This window comes from Kribbella sp. NPDC055110, assembly GCF_053607525.1.
Map to the genome: position 1 here is coordinate 1 of NZ_JBSGTS010000008.1, position 15,939 is coordinate 15,939.

Consider the following 15,939-nt stretch of genomic DNA (forward strand, 5'->3'; position numbering starts at 1 on the left):
GACCGACGGGTGACCGATCGCGTACCCGACCCGGAACCCGGCCAGCCCGTACGCCTTCGAGAACGTCCGCAGGACCAGCACGTTCGGCCGGTCGCGGTACAGCTCGACCCCGTCCACGACGTCGGTCTCCCGGACGAACTCGCGGTACGCCTCGTCGATCACCACCAGCACGTTCGACGGTACGGCGTCCAGGAACGCGAGCAGCTCGTCGCGTCGTACCACCGGGCCTGTCGGGTTGTTCGGCGTACAGACGAGCACGACCTTGGTGCGGTCGGTGATCGCGGCCTCCATCGCCTTGAAGTCGTGCCGGGCCTCGGTGGTCAGCGGCACCTTGACCGACGTCGCGCCGGTCAGCTGGACCGCGATCGCGTACGCCTCGAACGAGCGCCAGGCGTAGATCACTTCGTCGCCGTCCGCAACGGTCGCCTGCAGCAAGTGGTACAGCAGGGCGACCGACCCGGTCCCGACCGCGAGATCGCTCACCGGTACGCCGAACCGGTCCGACAGCGCCTCGAGCAGGTCGACCGCGCCCATGTCCGGGTAGCGGTTCATCTGCGCGGCGGCCTCGGTCGCGGCGGCGAGCACGCCCGGAAGCGGCGGATACGGGTTCTCGTTGCTGGAGAGCTTGTACGTCGGGCGACCGTCGGAGCGCTCCGGCGGACGGCCCGGCTTGTAAGCCGCGACATCGTCCAGGCAAGCGCGAAAGCGAACCTCGTTGTCAGGGGTCATGCCCGCAGGTTAGTCCTTACCCGCGCCCCGGAACCACCCTCCCGGAAGCGACGTACAGCACGCCGTTTGACTCCGGAAACCTCGAGCCTCAAACTGACTGATTGTCGGACAATCGGGGAATCTGGCAATACCGCCACACGTCGTCAGGAGGGTTCATGGGACAGCCGCTGGAGTGGGGTCGTCGCTATCTGATGGTCCGGCCGGACCACTTCCGGATCGACTACGTGATCAACCCGTACATGTCGACGCTGGACCAGCCGGACCCGGCGCTCGCGCTCGCGCAGTGGGAGTCGCTGCGGCAGGCGATCGTGGACGCCGGCGGCGAGGTCGAGGTCCTCGCGCAGCGGGCCGACTCGCCGGACATGGTGTACGCGATGAACCTCGGACTGGCCGCCGCGGACGGCCGCGCGATGCTCTCGCACATGCGGTTCGCGCCCCGCCGGAAGGAGTCGCTGAGCGCGGCCGACTGGTTCACCGCGGCCGGTTTCCGGCTCGACCGGACCGGCGGTGAGGGTGTCGGGCCGCATTTCGAGTCCGGGGACGCGTTCGTGTTCGGCGACAGCCTGGTCGTCGGGTACGGGCCGCGGACCGAGGAGGAGGCGCTCAAGCACCTGGCGACCGGCTGGAACATCCGGGTCCGCGGGCTGCGGATCGCCCACGAGGGGATGTACCACCTCGACCTGCCGTTCTGCCCGGTGGACAGCACCCACGCGATGATCTACCCGCCGGCGTTCGACGCCGCGAGCCAGGCCGAGCTGTCCGGGATCGTCCCGGACCCGATCGTGCTCACCGACGAGGAGGCGTTCGCGTTCAGCGCGAACTCGATCGTGGTCGGCGAGACGATCATCATGCCGGCCTGCTCCCCGCGGCTGTACGACGTCTTCACGGGTCTCGGGCTGCGTGTGGTCGTACTGGACCTGTCGGAGTTCCACAAGGGCGGCGGCTCGATCCGGTGCCTGACGAACCCGCTGGACTTCCCGCTGTCCGCGATCAGCACTCCGGGCGGGGAGCTCGTCCTCCCCGCCTGACCGGCCTACTTGCCGGTGGTCCAGATGACGTCGAGGGTGTTGATGTCCCAACCGTAGCCCTTGATCCACTCGAGGGCCTTCTTCTTGCCCTGGGGGCCGAAGACCTCGATGACGACAGAGATCGCCTCGGGGTTGTTCGGGTCGGTCTTGGACTTGGTGTACGTCGCCTGGAAGCCGTCGCCGACGTACGGGAGCTGCGACAGGATCGGGTACTTGACCTTGAGCCGGTACTGGATCTCGTCGTACCTCCGGCCGGCCTCGGCCTCCAGCTGACGCTGCTGCTCGGGGTTGTTCTTGCTCCATTCCCGGCCCTCGGCGCTGTTGGCGTACAGGTACATCTTGTAGGTCAGCGCGTCGCTGCCGGAGGTGAAGGTCTGGGTGTAGGTCTGGAAGCCGCGCCGCGAACCCTCCAGGGTGTGCGGGCCGGCCTTGATCTTGACCTCGCCGTTCGCCGGGATCTCGTGGCCGTCGAGCTTCAGGGTCAGGTCGTTCGGGATCGACTGGACGACCAGCGTCGTCTCCGATCCGCTGCCTCGGAACAGCACGACGCCGCCGATCAGGATCAGCACGACCGCCAGCGCGACGACGCCGATCATCAACGGTCTCCGGTTCTCTTCCACTGTCCGCTGCTCCTGTCCTTGCTCAGCTCGCCGGTTGCGGCGCGCTCTTCAGCCGGTAGACCGTGAAGTTGCCGGAGCCTCCGCCGACGTCGTACAGGTGGCCTGCCTCCGGCACATGACCGTGCAGCGACGCAGACGCCGCGTTGTAACCTCCGCCGTCCTTACCCCACGGACCGACGTAGAGGTAGGTGTGGCCGGGCCCGTTCAGGATGTCACCCGGCTTCATGCCACCCGGAGGCTCCCCGTGCCACGAGTCGTACTTCCCGGAGCTCTCCAGGTACGCCCGCTGCACGTCGGTTCCCACATTCGGATAGGCCTTGTCGGCGCCGCTCATGTGCATCACGGTCGCGACGAACCGCCCGCAGTCGCTGTACGGATCCTCGCCGGCGGAGCCGTCGTTGTACTGGTCCATCGCATCGACGTACTCCTTCTTCGCGATGCTCGCCTCGACCCCGTCGTGACCGTCCTCGGGCCAGGCCAGGTTCTTCGCGACCTCGGCGATGTTGCCGCTGCCCGCGCCGCATCCGCCGGCGGTGCTCGCGTTCTGCGCAGCCCCTCCCGCGGGTGCCGAACCGGCGAACGTGTCGAACACGTGCCGCGCGTTCGCCTTACGCTCGGCGTACCGCTCGTGGTTCGGGTCCTCACTGCCGGCGAACCGCTCGAACATGTGCCCGAACTGGTACGCGGCGTCCTCCACCGAGGTTGCCCCCTTGATCGCCTTCCCGGCTGCCCCTTCCGCGAGCGGCGGGTCGCCGTTGAGCTGCTTGACCAGGAATTCCAGCTGGTAGCCCAGGGAGCCGATCTGGTCGTCCTGGACCCCGGCGTCCCGGGACGGGTTGATCATCTTGCCGGCCGGCGTCCACTGCACGATTCCCCAGCCGAGGGACGAGTTGACCACTTCGTTCGGCTTGCTGACGGTGCCCGGGTTCGTGCCCTGCAGGCGTCCCGGCTCGACGCTCGACTCGCTGATCATGTTGCCGACGATGCCTGCGGCCTGCTCCTTGGAGTAGCCGTTCTGGACGAAGAAGTTGAAGGCCTTCTGCTGGTTGTTGGCCCCGGAGAGGTCACCGCCGACGCAGCTGCAGCTGGCACCGCCGCCCTTCGAGGTATCGAGCTCGAACGGGTTCTCTTCCGGCTTCGGAACGATGGACCACTTGTTCTTGTTCTCCTGGTCGGCCCACATCTCCCAGTGGATATGCGCGCCGGCGATTCCGATCGGGGCGCCGTTGCCGTCGGTGCCCTCGTCGCCGGTACCGGCGGTGCCGATCTGGGCACCCCGCTTGACGTCGGCGCCGTCGCTGACCGTGATCGTCTTCAGGTACTTGTAGCGGGTCTCGACGCTCTCGAGGCGGATCCGGACCTCGTTGCCCTTGGCGTAGACGACCTTTCCGTCCTGGGACGCGTAGACCTTGTCGTCCTCCTTCACCTGGAAGTCGTAGCCCAGGTGAAAGATGGTCCAGTCGCCGTCGATCTTGTGCCGGTCGGTCGGCCAGCCCATTAGGGGCTGGTCCTGTTCCTGCTGCGCGCACTGCGCCGCGGCCGAGTCCGTCCCACCCAGAATGCTGAACAGCATCATCGCGACCATGATCAACGGCAGTATCACCGCCAGCCCGAAGGCGCCGAGGAGCTGCAGCGGATTGATCTTTCCCACGCTCTGCTCCTCGCTCCTCCGTGTGACTCCCCGCGCCGGTCCGCGGGAAGGGGCGGCCACTAGGGAAATGCTGCCCGAAAACCGGGTCATCTGCCGGAAGTTATCCACAGGCGACCGGCCGGGGCCGGGTCGAGCGCGACAACGGACCGGGTCTGGACGAGAATCACACCATGTACGAACGGCTGCGGGTGGACCGCTCGACCACGGTGGACCGGGTGGTCGACGCGCTGCGGGCCGCCCTGTTCGCCGGTGATCTGGAGCCGGGTACGCCGTTGCGTGAGCAGCCGCTCGCCGAGGCGCTGGGGGTCGCGCGGAGCACGATCCGCGAGGCGATGACGATGCTGGTCACCGAGGGCCTCGCGGTCCGCGAGCCGAACAAGGGCGTCAGTGTCGCGATCCTGCACCCGGACGCGGTGGCCGACATCTGCCGCGCCCGCTTCGTGCTCGAGTCCGCCGGGATCCGGGCCTGGTACGACGCCGACGAAGCGGCCCGGGAGCGGGTTCGGGAGGCGATGCGGGTGTTCGCCGCGACCGCCAAGGACGGTGCCGACCCGGAGGCCCTGACCGAGACCCACCTGGCCATCCACCGCAGCCTGGTGGCGCTCACCGGCAGCGAGCGGCTGATCGCGACCGCCGACTCGGTTACCGGCGAGGCGCGGCTCGCGTTGGCCCGGGTCGACGCGCTACGGCAGGACGCGCGCCAGCAGGTCGCGTCCCACCGCAAGCTTGTCCGGTTGCTCGAGCGGGGCGAGCTCGACGAGTGCGTCGAGGAGCTCCGTCGTCATCTCGCCGGCGCCGAGGAGTCCCTCCTCGAGGCCATCGCGATGCCCCCCAGCTGAGCGGTTCCGGGGCGGCTCAGACCAGTCCGTCCGCCGTCACGTCGTACGTCTTCGAGCCGACCCGGAGGCCGGTCAGCCGAGCGTGCGGGTCGAGCGCCGCGACCTGTGGGCTCGCGGTCACGGTGCCGTCCAGGGCGACCTCGATGCCGAAGACGCCCTCCAGGACCAGGCTGACCCAGGCGCCGGACGACGAGCAGGACCAGTCGATCAGGTACGGGAACTGCGACGGCGCCTTCCGCGCTCCGCCGGCCATCGGCAGCTGCGCCTCCTCGACGAAGTGCGCCTGACCGCACGGTCCCTGGTTCGCGGTCTTGGCGAGACCCGGCAGCCAGTCCAGCAGTACGTCGCCACGCCCGAGCGCGAACAGTGCGCGCCCCGCGTCGGCCGGCCACGCCGGGTACGCACCGTTCCACTGGTGGTCCGGGCGCACGCTGAACGCAGCATCCGCGTCGTACGGCGACAGCGCGCGCATCCACGTGGGCGTCTGCAGCTCCCGCTGGAAGAACGCCACCATCTCGGCGCACTGCGACTCGGACAGGTCGTCCGGGATCGTCGTACCGATGATGTTGAAGTCGTAGCAGTGCCGGACCGGGACGAGTGTGCCGTCCGGCTGCCGCGCGTGCCAGAACCCCTTGCCCTCGACATACAGCTCGTTGACGTGGCCCGCCTGCGCAGACGCCTCCTTGCGGAGCAGAGCGGCACGGTCCGCGTCACCGGAGCGGTCCGCGATCTCGGCCGCGACTCGCATGCACCAGACGTTGGCCGCGTTGAAGCTGGCCACCTCGTGCACGTAGCTGCTCACACACTCCAGCAGGTTGTCGATGCCGCCGTAGTCGGCCAGCGCGTGTTCACCGCGCAGACCGCGCCAGGCGGTCGCCCAGTCGTGCACATGCTCCCCAACTGGCTTCGGACCAACGGAAACGTCCAGGAACGCCTCGTCTCCGGTGAACCGCACGTAGTCGCGTACCAGTCGCGTCATGGCGAAGTCGTTCACCGAGTACCACTGCCCGACCGGTCCGCCGGTCAGCCACTCGGTGCCGAAGTGCTCGTGGATGTCCAGGTCGATCCAGTGCTCGATGTGCTTCCGCATCGGCTCCGGGTCCAGCAGCGCATGCGTCAGCGAGGACAGGCTGTAGTCCCAGATGAACGTCGTGGTCTGCCAGTACCGCGGCATCAACGTGTCGTACGTCCGCCCGAGCACGCTGGCCGGGTTGTCCCGCCGGAACCAGATGACCCCGAGCACACCCCACCAGTACAGCTTCTGCAACGCCTCGTTGGACGTCTCCAGCACGGGCAGGGACCCGCTGAAGCCGTCGCTGGACGGGTCGAACGCGTCCGCAATCGCCAAGTCCCACACGCTTTCCGCAACCGCGATCACGGCCGGTACGTCGGCCACGCACACGTCGAAGTGCTCCGTCGCCTCCTCCAGCGAACCGGCCAGCACATGGACGTAGGACAGCCCCGCACGCCCGTCGGCGTCCAGTACAACGGTCGTTTCGAGCATCGCCCCGTCCACAGTGCTCGGAACGTCGAGACCTTGCAGGCTTACGGCTGATTCGGACGCACCGGTGCCGACAACCCGATTGCCGGCAGCTGACAGCGTGTTGGGCTCGGACGGGGGTTGGTAGTTGCTCCAGGCCCCGGGCGAGCGGGTCGCGCCGCTGTCGAGCGAAAGCCCCAGTCGAACCGACCGCCCCGGCGCTCCGGAGAATTCTAGTTGTACGACGACAGCTGGTCTGCCGGGGGCGCAGGCGGTGGTCGTGCGCACCGACAGCCCGTCTACCACGGTGGAGCGGACGACGCGGTCCGGGCGCCACACCACCTCGACCGGTCCGCCGTACGAGCGCGCCAGGCGCCCGTCGACGTACAGCTGGCCGGTGATCGTGTCGCCGTGCGAGTACGGCGGGAAGTTCACGCTGCGGATCGCGACGACGTCGTGGTCGACCTGCGCCGTACCGAGAAAGTTCGTCAGCCCGGGTGGGTTGAACATGTCGTCGTACGTGTGCGTGAGGACGTCGCTGGCCAGGTCGGTGCTGCGAGGGATCGTCATGAGGGGTCGGCCCAATCGGTGTTCGGGAGCAGGGGGTACCAGTCCGGGCGGGCCGGATCTCGGTCGTAGGGGTACGGGCCGAGTTCGCGGAAGAGTTCGGCGTACTCGGCCAGCTTGTCGCGGTCCAGCTCGACGCCCAGGCCGGGCGCATCGGGGACCGCGATCGCGCCGTCGGCGTACGGAAGCTTGCCGCCGGCAATGACATCGTCCTTCAGGTGGTGGTAGTGCGCGTCCGCGGCGAACGACAGGTTCGGTACGACGGCGCCGAGGTGCAGCATCGTCGCGAGCTGGATGCCGAGCTCGCCCGACGAGTGCACGGCGACACCGAGCTGGAACGTCTCGCAGACGCCGGCCGCCTTGATGCACGGCCGGATGCCGCCCCAGAACGTGGTGTCGAGCAGGATCACGTCGACCGCGGGGTCGCGGACGTTGGCGGCGAGCTGCTCGAAGTTCACCACGACCGTGTTCGTCGCGAGCGGGATCGGGGTGTTCTCACGAACCCGGCGCATCCCGTTCAGGCCCCAGGTCGGGTCCTCGAGGTAGTCGTTGTCGAGATCCTCGATCCCGCGGGCGAACCGGATCGCCTCCTCGACGCTGAACGCGCCGTTCGGGTCGAAGCGCACGCGATGACCGGGGAACGCCTCGGCGAGCGCGCGGAAGCACTCGCGTTCGTAGTCCGGCGGGAACACGCCACCCTTCAGCTTGTGCACGCTGAACCCGTGCTCGTCGACCAGCGAACGGGCGTGCGCCACCAACTGCTCCGCCGTACGGATCTCGCCCGTGCCGTCCTCGGCGGGATGCCGGAAGAACAGGTAGCTCGCGAAGGGCACGTGCGAGCGCACCTTTCCGCCCAGCAACGCGTGCACGGGTACGCCGAGCTCCCGGCCCTGCAGGTCCAAGCACGCGAATTCGATTGCCGCCAGCAACTGAGTGCGGTTGTTGTAGAGGCTCGCGGTCGGGTTGGCGAGCATCCAGCGCAGCGCCTCGGTGCGGGCCGGGTCGTGGCCGACCAGGTACTCCTTCAGCCCGGTGACCGCGGCCTCGGCGCTCTGCCCGCCGCCGCCCATCTCGCCGAGCCCGATCAGCCCGTTGTCGGCCTCGACCTCCACGACAGTCCGCACGAAACGTCCCCAGTGCGCTCCGTTGCTGTGCCGCAGCGGCGCCTCCAACGGCATCGTCACCGTGGTCGCGCGTACGTCGACGATCTTCACTTCGCGTCCTCCGGCAGTACCACGGCCAGCCCGGCGGTCAACCCGCCGTCGACCTTCACGTCCGCTCCGGTCACGAACGACGCGGCCGGGGACGACAGGAAGTAGATGACCTCGGCAACCTCTCCCGGTGTCGCGACCCGGCCGAGCGGGTGCGAGCGCCCCCATTCGGCGACCACCTCGTCCGTCGTCCGGTCGCCGGCGAACTGCGCGGCCGACGTACGCAACATCGGCGTGTCCACCGAACCCGGGCAGACCGCGTTCACACGGATCCCGTCCGGAGCGTGATCCACCGCCATCGCCCGGACCAGACTCAGCAACGCGCCCTTACCCATCGAGTACGCCGCCACGCCCGTCTGCGCCGCATACGCCTGCACGGACGACACCACCACGACACTCCCGCCCCGCGACATCCGAGGGACGAATGCCTGGCACGCGAAGAACACGCCGCCGACGTTCACCGCCATCACCTCGTCATACACAGCCCCGGGCGTATCAACCACAGTCCCGTACCGCTGGACGCCCGCAGCACACACCAGCACATCCACCGCGCCGATCTTCTCCGCGACAGATGCAAGCGCGGCCCGGTCCGAGACATCCACTTGCACAGCAGTGACACCGCTCAGGCCCGCCAACCCTTTCGCATCACGGTCCAGGGCTATCACCCGGTCTCCGGCTGCTACGAAGCGTTCGACCGCACCGCGACCGATGCCGGCTGCGCCGCCTGTGACGACGACTGTGCGACTCATATATGTCCTCTCAGAACTGGCCGAGGGCGAGGCCCCGGGAGAAGAAGCGTTGGGCGGCGAGGAAGAGGATGACCGTGGGCAGCGAGACGAGCAGGCCACCTGCCAGCACGGTCGGCAGCGACGCCCCGCCGTACGTGCTCTGCAGGCCGGTCAGGGCCGGCATGATCGGGCGGACCGAGTCCGACTGGCTCAACGTCAGGCCGAGCAGCAGGTCGTTCCAGACGAACGTCGCCTGCAGGATGAAGATCGCGGCCAGCGCCGACCCGGCCATCGGCAGGTAGATGCTGCGGAAGATCCGGAACAGCCCGCCGCCGTCGACCACCGCGGCCTCGAACACGCTGCGCGCGATCCCGGTGAAGAAGTTCCGCATCACGAACGCCGAGAACGGCACGCTGATCGCGGTGTAGACGATGATCATCCCGGTCCGGGTGTCGTACAGCCCGGAGTTCGCGTACCCGGAGAACAACGGCATCAGGATCATCTGCAGCGGGAAGATCGTCCCGCCGAAGATGAACACGAACCAACCGAAGCCGCGCTTCAACCGCAGTACGACGATCGCGTACCCGGCCGCCGAGCCGATCAGCACCGCGAGCACCGGCGCGATCACGCTGTACATCGTGGTCGCCACCAACGTGTCCCCGAGCGCCGCCTTGCTCCACGCGTCGCCGAAGTTCGCGAACAACGAGAACCCGGCCAGCTTCCACACGGTCTTCGCGTCGTACCCGTCGACGGACTTGGACGCGTTCACGACCAGCAGGTAGACCGGCGCGAGCCAGATCAGCCCCAGTACGACGAGAACGCCCGTCTTAACCTTGCTCACGCGTGTCCCCCAACTGGTAGCGCAGGTAGAGGATCGAGGCCGCGAAGGTGACCAGGCTCAGGAACAGCGCGATCGCCGCGCCCTGTCCGTAGTCGTTCAGCACGAACGTCTCCTTGTACATGGACAGCGCCAGCGTCTCGGACGACGTACCCGGGCCGCCCTGCGTCATCACCCACACCACGTCGAACGTCTTCAGGCTGCCGACGATCGAAAGGCCGATGACCACCGTGGTGATCGGCCGGAGCTGCGGCCAGAGGTGGTGGCGGAACAGGCTGAACCCCTCCGCGCCGTCCAGCCTCGCAGCCTCCAGCGGCTCAGCAGGGATCGACTGCAGGCCGACCACGAACAGCAGCGCGTTCACGCCCGCCGCCTGCCAGGTGACCGCGACGATCATCATCAGCGTGTTGCCGGGACCTGCCTGCAGCCAGCCGGTGTGGGCACCCGGGAGCCCGAAGAACCCGAGTGCCTGACCCAGTGCGCCGTCCGGCTGCAATACGAATCCCCAGATGACGCCAACGGCCACACCTGAGATCGCATACGGCAGCAGGAACGGCAGCCGCAGCCACGTGCCCCACTTGTGCCCGTAGGTCAGTACGGCGACCAGTAGGCCGAGCGCCACGGGCAGCGTCACCATGCCGACCACCCACAGCAGCGTGTTGACCAGTGCCCCGATCAAGTCGGGGTCGCTGAACATCGCCTTGTAGTTGGCCAGCCCGGACCACACCGGTGACGCCAGGCCGTCGTAGTCGGTGAAGCTGACGTACGTCGTCCAAAGGAACGGCAGGTACAAGAGCAGCGCGACGACACCTACTGCCGGAAGTCCGAACAGTGGTGCCGCTCGCGCACCAGTCCGATCACTCACTTCTGCTTGGCCCAGTAGGCGTCCGCCTCGGCCTGGATCTTCTGCAGGCCCGGCATCGGGTCACCCGGCTTGGTCACGAACGCGCCGAACACCTCGAGTGCCTTGTTCGCCACCGGCACGGGCGTCGCCTCGAACCACCTGTTGATCAGGCGGTATCCGTTGACGTCCTTGTTCAGCTGCGCCAGCCCCGGGTCCTTGACCTCCGCCTTCGGGTTGAACGACAGGTCGCCGCGGGAGTTCGCCCACGCGGTCTGCGCCTGCGGCGTGACCCACCAGTCGGTCCACTTCTTCACCGTCGACGCGTGGTCACTGGCTGCGGCCGAGCACACGGGTCCGGTCTCGAAGATCATTGAGGTCTTCGGGAGCGCCGGATTGACGTTCGGGATCACGAAGAAGTCGTAGTCGGTGCCGGCCTTCATCTTCAGCGTGTTCAGGTTGCCGCTGAACCAGGTGCCGAAGTTGATCATCGCGACGTCGCCGTTCTTCAGCTGCGCCTGCGGCTCGGTCTTCGCGCCCGGGTCGCTGAAGTACCCGGCGTCGATCATCTTCTTCCACTCGTTCATCACCTCGACCACACCCGGGTCGGTGTACTTCGCCTTACCGGCGGCGAGCGCGTCGTACAGGTCCGGGTCCTTGCCGGCCAGCAGCGTCTCGAACCAGACGAACGAGAACAGGATGTTTGTCTGGTAGAACGGCTTCACGCCGGCGGCCTTCACCTTGTCCGCGACCTGGGTCAGCTCCGCCCAGGTCTTCGGGGTCGCGGTGATACCGGCCTTCTTGAAGACGGCCTTGTTGTAGTACATCACCCAGTAGCCGGCGTTCAGCGGGACGCAGTACTGCTTGTCGCCGAACGTGAAGTACTGCTTGAGCTGCTCGGGGATGTTGCCATCAGCAACCGCCTTGGTCCACTGCTCGGTGGTTTCGGCAACGAGCTTCTGGTCCACCAGGTCCTGAAGTTCCTTGCCGGTGTGCCACGTGAACAGGTCGGCCTTCTCCTTGGTCCGGAACGAGGACCGGATGAACGCGGTGTACGTGTTCGAGTCCGAGTACCCGACCGGCTCCATGCCGACACCGACGTCCTTCTTGCTGGCCGCCCCGACCTGGGTGAATGCGTCCTTCCAGCCGCCCTTGTCGTTGTAGAACTTCAGCGAGTCGACCGGCTTGTCCTCGCCCTTCTTCGGGGCAGCGGCCCCGCCACCTCCACAGGCGGACAGAGCCAGCGCTCCGGCCACGGCCAACGCAGTCAGCGCTTTCCGGTGAATCATGCTGTTCCTCTCAGCTCAGGGATGCTGAAGTCGTTCGTTGATGACGGCCAGTACGCCGTCCAGGTGCTCGCGGGTGAGTAGTTCGGCCAGGTCCGCGTCGCCGGACCGGACCGCGTCGTAGATCGCGCGGTGCTCGTCCAGGTCGGCCTGCCGGTCACCGTGGATGTGCAGGATCTCCAACTGCTCCCGGGCGTTCACGACCGTCACCGACTCGACCACCTCGGCCAGCGTCGCGTTCCCGGACGCCTGGGCCAGTGAGCGGTGGAAGTCCATGTTCACCTCGGCCAACTGCGCATGGTCGCCCGACGCGATCAGCTCGGCTGCAGTGTCCAGATCCTTGGCCATCTGCTCCAGCGCGGCCTCCCCACGCGTCTGCGCAGCCAGTGCGGCAACAGGCGGCTCGATGAGCGCACGTGCCTGCAGGAGCTCCACGAGCCGGTCCGGACTCGGCGCCAGCGCCAGGGGGTTCGCCAGAACCAGCCGGTCGACGTTCGGACCGACGTACACGCCAGAACCGTGCCGGAGCTCGACAGCTCCGGTTGCCTCCAGTCGGCGCAGCGCCTCCCGGATAGTGGGTACGGCGACCTTGTACCGGTCCGCCAGCGACCGCACGGCCTCGAACTGATCACCCGGCGCCAGCTTCCGCTCCGCGATCAGAGCGAGCATGGACGTCGCCAGATCGTCCAGCAGACTCCGCCGTACGACGCCTCCCGTGGCGCTCACTTGCCCGCCGCCAGGGTGACCGAGACGAACCGCGGGCGGTAGATGCTCACGTCGCCGTACAGCTCGTCGCTGACCAGGCTGTTGACGTTGTAGCTCACCAGGAGCGAGGTGCCGCGTCGCAGGTCCGGGTGGTCGTGGGAGTTGTACGTGATGATGTTCCCGCCCGTCTCGGGGGTCTGGTACAGCTCGACCGGCTTCACCCACGGACCGGTCGGCGAGCAGGAGAAGTACCCGAGGACACGCTTGCTGAAGAGCTCGTTGGTGTCGTGCGTGACCAGCAGGTAGCCGTCGCTCCAGCGGGTCACACTGTGCTCGTTGGCGACGCCCTGGAGCACACGCGCGGAGGCGGTCTCGTCACTCGACCAACCTGAGCCGGTCCAGTACTCCCACGGCTTCGCCGTCAGGTCGTCACCACGCACCCGGGCGACATGCTGGTACTTCGCTGCGCCCAGGTCCTCGACGCCGTAGACGTACGTGTACCCCTGGTCGCGCAGCAGCCAGCCGGACCACTGGACGTTCGCACCCGACGGAATCGGAGTGAGGCTCTTCAGCTTGAACGTGGTGCTGTCGAACCGAGCCAGGTAGTTGCTGGCCCAGCGCCAGTCCCACTGCCCCGTCCCGGTCTTCTCGAAGCGCAGTGCGACCACGTCGAGGTCACGGCCGGAGTGGCTGGTCTGCGCGGCCCCGAACCAGTACCAGCCGTTGGACGGCGGCGGAACCAGTGCTGTCGGGTTGGTCGCCGTACCGCCGGTGACCGTCTTCAGCCTCGTGCCCTGCTGGATCACGAAGCTGTTGTTGACGAACGGCGTGGTGGTCGGACGGGTGCCGTCCGGGTTCACCGGGCCGAGGAACGTGTCGGAGAAGACCCACGCCGTACGTCCACCGGGGAGCGGCACGGAGTAGGTGCTGTCCGCACCCGTCCACCCCTTCCCGGTGTCGCTGTAGGCGTTGAGCAACCCCTCGGGCGCGGCATGTGGCGTCGACTGGGCGGTCCAGTTCGTCTGGACGGCACCGCAGGCGGAGGCGGCGGCAGGGACCGCGGGCACACTCAGGCCCGCAGCCGTCAAGGACAACGCGAGAACCAGCCCAAAGCGTCGTGACATGAAAATGATCAGATCACTTGGTCATTTTCGCTGTCAAGAGTCAGGGTTGGATCAGGGCGCGTACAGGGAGTGGTGTTACCCGTCGGGTGGGAGGATCTGGTGCATGAAGAACTTGATCATCAGGTTGCTGGTCAACGCGATCGCGTTGGCGGCGGCGAGCTGGCTCGTCTCCGGAATCACCCTGCAGGGCGCGACCACCGGCAAGCGCGTGCTGACGCTGCTGATCGTCGCCGCGATCTTCGGCATCGTGAACGCGATCGTGAAGCCCGTGGTGAAGGTGCTGTCCTTCCCGCTGCTGATCCTCACCCTGGGTCTGCTGACCTTCGTGATCAACGCGGCGATGCTCCTGCTGACGTCCTGGATCACCGGCAAGCTCGACGTCCAGTTCCACGTCGACGGCTTCTGGTCCGCACTCTTCGGCGCCCTGATCATCAGCGTCGTCGGCATGATCCTCAACGCGGTGCTACCGGACAAGGCCGAAGTGCACTAACCCTCCCGCCCCCGCCGCGGCAGCCCGCAGTTTGCTGGGTTCACCAGCCAAATGTGGTCAGGACTGACCGATCTCCGACTTGAGGTTCACGAACCAGTCGGCGGTCGGGTCGAACTCCTTGCCGCCGGCGATCCGCGGGAACTCGATCGCGCGCAGTTCGTCGCCGCGCTCCTCGTCGTGGCCGACGACGCCGGACTCACCGCGCAGGCCTGCGTCGACCGCGTAGTCGGTGCACTCCTTGATCAGCGCGAGGTCGCGGTCTCCTGCCGCGGCCGAGCGGCTGAAGTACCCGCTCTTCTGCACCATCGTCTTCTCCGCACCGATCCGCTCGGCGAACTGCTTCGCGAACCAGGCGCCCGGGTTGATCGTGTCCAGCTTGACGTGCCCGAACGGGTCTCGCGGGACATCCTCGCCACGGGCCTCCAGCTCGGCCACGATCGACGGCACACCGGCGCCCTCGGACAGGAAGATGTTGACGCAGTCCTCCTCGTCCATGACCTTCCGCAGCCGCTCCGCCTCGGCGTCCAGGTCGATCGTTGCCTCCGGCACGTACACGGCGTGCACCGACCAGCCGGCCTTGTCCAGGCCGATGCCCGGGTTCCACTCCTGCTCGTCGACCCACTGCTGGTACGCCTGAGCCGTTGCCGCGGTCAACCATCCGCAGTTCCGCCCCATCACCTCGTGGACGATCAGCATCCGCGGGTTCGAGCTGTGCTCGGCGATGATGTTGCGGGCGAACAGCGCGCCCTGCTCGGCGGCGGTCCACGCGCCCAGGCTCTGCCGGATCGGGATCACGTCGTTGTCGATGGTCTTCGGCAGGCCGACCACGGTCAGGTCGTAGTCGTGCTCGTGCAGGTACGCCGCGAGGTCGGCGGCCGTGGTGTTGGTGTCGTCACCGCCGAGGGTGTGCAGTACGTCGACGCCGTCCGCGACGAGCCGCTCGGCCGCGACCTGGAGGGCGTTCTGCCCGTCCTGGATCAGACCGCGCTTCACCAGGTCCGCGGTGTTGGTCAGCTTCACCCGGCTGTTGCCGATCGGGCTGCCGCCGAACTTGTGCAGCACGGAGGCCTTCTCCCGCACCTCCGGCGTCACAGTGAGGAACCGGCCGCTCAGCAGGCCGTGGTACCCGTTCAGGTAGGCGATGATCTCCACGTCGGGCGCCACGTCCGTGTAGCGCTCGATCAGCCCGCCGACGGCGGACGACAGGCAGGGTGCGAGCCCGCCGGCGGTGAGCAGGGCAACTCTGCGGACAGACTTGTCGGCAGCCATGGGTCAAGGTCCTTCCAACGGTCACTGAAGTCGGCTACAGACTAGTGATGCAGACCACTCCCGGAGGTGGTTGGGGTTCACCCAGCGGACAACGGCACGCTCCGCGGCGGCACCGGGGTGGAGACGACGAACGAACTGGTGGTCTGGCCGTGCACCAGGAACTTGTCCAGCACGTCCTCCAGTGCGGCGATCTCGGCGACCTGGACGCGCATCAGGAAGCAGTCCTCGCCGGAGATCCGGTGACACTCGACGACCTCCGGCGTACGGCCGGCCAGCTCGATGATCTTCGGGATCTGGTTGGGGCCGGGGCGGAGCCGCACCCACGCGGCGACCGGACGGCCGAGCGCGGCCGGGTCGATGTCGATGCGGTACCCGCGGATCACGCCGGACTCCTCCAGCCGCGCGACCCGCTCGCGCACCGTCGGCGTCGACACACCCAGCCGGCGAGCGAGCTCGGTGGTCCGTAACCGGGGATCGGCTGTGAGCTCAGTCAGGATCCGGGTGTTGAGCTCATCCAGCACGGGACTTCTCGT

The 15,939-nt window shown here is 67.6% G+C and carries 16 protein-coding genes; 3 read left to right on the top strand and 13 right to left on the bottom strand.

All coding sequences use genetic code 11. The features are described 5' to 3' along the window. A partial coding sequence (locus ACWF0M_RS14370; RefSeq protein WP_452236104.1) for an aminotransferase class I/II-fold pyridoxal phosphate-dependent enzyme occupies positions 1-729 on the bottom strand: 729 nt, incomplete at its 3' end. A 155-nt stretch (positions 730-884) separates the two neighbouring features. Between ACWF0M_RS14370 and ACWF0M_RS14375 the strand changes: the two genes are divergently transcribed. Next, positions 885-1,757: a dimethylarginine dimethylaminohydrolase family protein gene (locus ACWF0M_RS14375; RefSeq protein ID WP_452236105.1), complete on the top strand. Its 873-nt coding sequence runs from the start codon at positions 885-887 to the stop codon at positions 1,755-1,757. Positions 1,758-1,762: 5 nt separating this feature from the next. Here the strand turns inward: ACWF0M_RS14375 and ACWF0M_RS14380 are convergent, their stop codons facing one another. Both ACWF0M_RS14380 and ACWF0M_RS14385 read right to left on the bottom strand, forming a co-directional pair. After that, positions 1,763-2,377, bottom strand: a complete 615-nt coding sequence (locus tag ACWF0M_RS14380) for a PEGA domain-containing protein (protein ID WP_452236106.1) — start codon at positions 2,375-2,377, stop codon at positions 1,763-1,765. Positions 2,378-2,399: 22 nt separating this feature from the next. Then, the gene (locus tag ACWF0M_RS14385; RefSeq protein ID WP_452236107.1) at positions 2,400-4,028 is read right to left on the bottom strand and encodes a phage tail tip lysozyme; all 1,629 of its coding nucleotides are present in this window, start codon (positions 4,026-4,028) and stop codon (positions 2,400-2,402) included. Positions 4,029-4,198: 170 nt separating this feature from the next. Between ACWF0M_RS14385 and ACWF0M_RS14390 the strand changes: the two genes are divergently transcribed. Continuing rightward, positions 4,199-4,867, top strand: coding sequence for a GntR family transcriptional regulator (locus tag ACWF0M_RS14390; RefSeq protein WP_452236108.1), 669 nt, complete (start codon positions 4,199-4,201; stop codon positions 4,865-4,867). A 16-nt stretch (positions 4,868-4,883) separates the two neighbouring features. Here ACWF0M_RS14390 and ACWF0M_RS14395 read toward each other — a convergent pair whose 3' ends face one another. Genes ACWF0M_RS14395 through ACWF0M_RS14430 form a run of 8 tightly spaced genes read right to left on the bottom strand, consistent with a single transcriptional unit; the run spans position 4,884 to position 13,647 of the window. Beyond that, positions 4,884-6,917 carry a hypothetical protein gene (locus ACWF0M_RS14395; protein ID WP_452236109.1) on the bottom strand — a complete coding sequence of 678 codons (2,034 nt, stop codon included), beginning with the start codon at positions 6,915-6,917 and terminating at the stop codon, positions 4,884-4,886. Further along, entirely contained in the window at positions 6,914-8,128 is a 1,215-nt protein-coding gene (locus tag ACWF0M_RS14400; protein ID WP_452236110.1) for an enolase C-terminal domain-like protein, read from the bottom strand. Before ACWF0M_RS14400 ends, ACWF0M_RS14395 begins: the two co-directional genes overlap by 4 nt. Further along, positions 8,125-8,874 carry an SDR family NAD(P)-dependent oxidoreductase gene (locus tag ACWF0M_RS14405; RefSeq protein ID WP_452236111.1) on the bottom strand — a complete coding sequence of 250 codons (750 nt, stop codon included), beginning with the start codon at positions 8,872-8,874 and terminating at the stop codon, positions 8,125-8,127. The genes ACWF0M_RS14400 and ACWF0M_RS14405 overlap by 4 nt, the downstream gene beginning before the upstream one ends. Positions 8,875-8,884: 10 nt before the next feature. Then, positions 8,885-9,694: a carbohydrate ABC transporter permease gene (locus ACWF0M_RS14410; protein ID WP_452236112.1), complete on the bottom strand. Its 810-nt coding sequence runs from the start codon at positions 9,692-9,694 to the stop codon at positions 8,885-8,887. Then, entirely contained in the window at positions 9,681-10,556 is an 876-nt protein-coding gene (locus tag ACWF0M_RS14415; RefSeq protein WP_452236113.1) for a carbohydrate ABC transporter permease, read from the bottom strand. The genes ACWF0M_RS14410 and ACWF0M_RS14415 overlap by 14 nt, the downstream gene beginning before the upstream one ends. Then, a complete protein-coding gene (locus ACWF0M_RS14420; RefSeq protein WP_452236114.1) occupies positions 10,553-11,821 on the bottom strand; it encodes an ABC transporter substrate-binding protein in 1,269 nt (422 codons plus the stop codon). The genes ACWF0M_RS14415 and ACWF0M_RS14420 overlap by 4 nt, the downstream gene beginning before the upstream one ends. Before the next feature lie 15 nt (positions 11,822-11,836). Then, a complete protein-coding gene (locus tag ACWF0M_RS14425; protein ID WP_452236115.1) occupies positions 11,837-12,544 on the bottom strand; it encodes a FadR/GntR family transcriptional regulator in 708 nt (235 codons plus the stop codon). Beyond that, complete coding sequence (locus tag ACWF0M_RS14430; protein ID WP_452236116.1) at positions 12,541-13,647, bottom strand: DUF4185 domain-containing protein; 1,107 nt, start codon at positions 13,645-13,647, stop codon at positions 12,541-12,543. The genes ACWF0M_RS14425 and ACWF0M_RS14430 overlap by 4 nt, the downstream gene beginning before the upstream one ends. 103 nt (positions 13,648-13,750) lie before the next feature. Here ACWF0M_RS14430 and ACWF0M_RS14435 point away from each other — a divergent pair, with 103 nt between their 5' ends. Next, entirely contained in the window at positions 13,751-14,137 is a 387-nt protein-coding gene (locus tag ACWF0M_RS14435; RefSeq protein WP_452236117.1) for a phage holin family protein, read from the top strand. A gap of 57 nt (positions 14,138-14,194) precedes the next feature. Here ACWF0M_RS14435 and ACWF0M_RS14440 read toward each other — a convergent pair whose 3' ends face one another. Continuing rightward, on the bottom strand, positions 14,195-15,406 hold the full coding sequence (locus ACWF0M_RS14440; protein WP_452236118.1) for a pyrophosphate--fructose-6-phosphate 1-phosphotransferase: 1,212 nt from the start codon (positions 15,404-15,406) through the stop codon (positions 14,195-14,197). Positions 15,407-15,483: 77 nt separating this feature from the next. Next, complete coding sequence (locus ACWF0M_RS14445) at positions 15,484-15,927, bottom strand: Lrp/AsnC family transcriptional regulator (RefSeq protein WP_452236119.1); 444 nt, start codon at positions 15,925-15,927, stop codon at positions 15,484-15,486. Between the last annotated feature and the right edge of the window lie 12 nt (positions 15,928-15,939).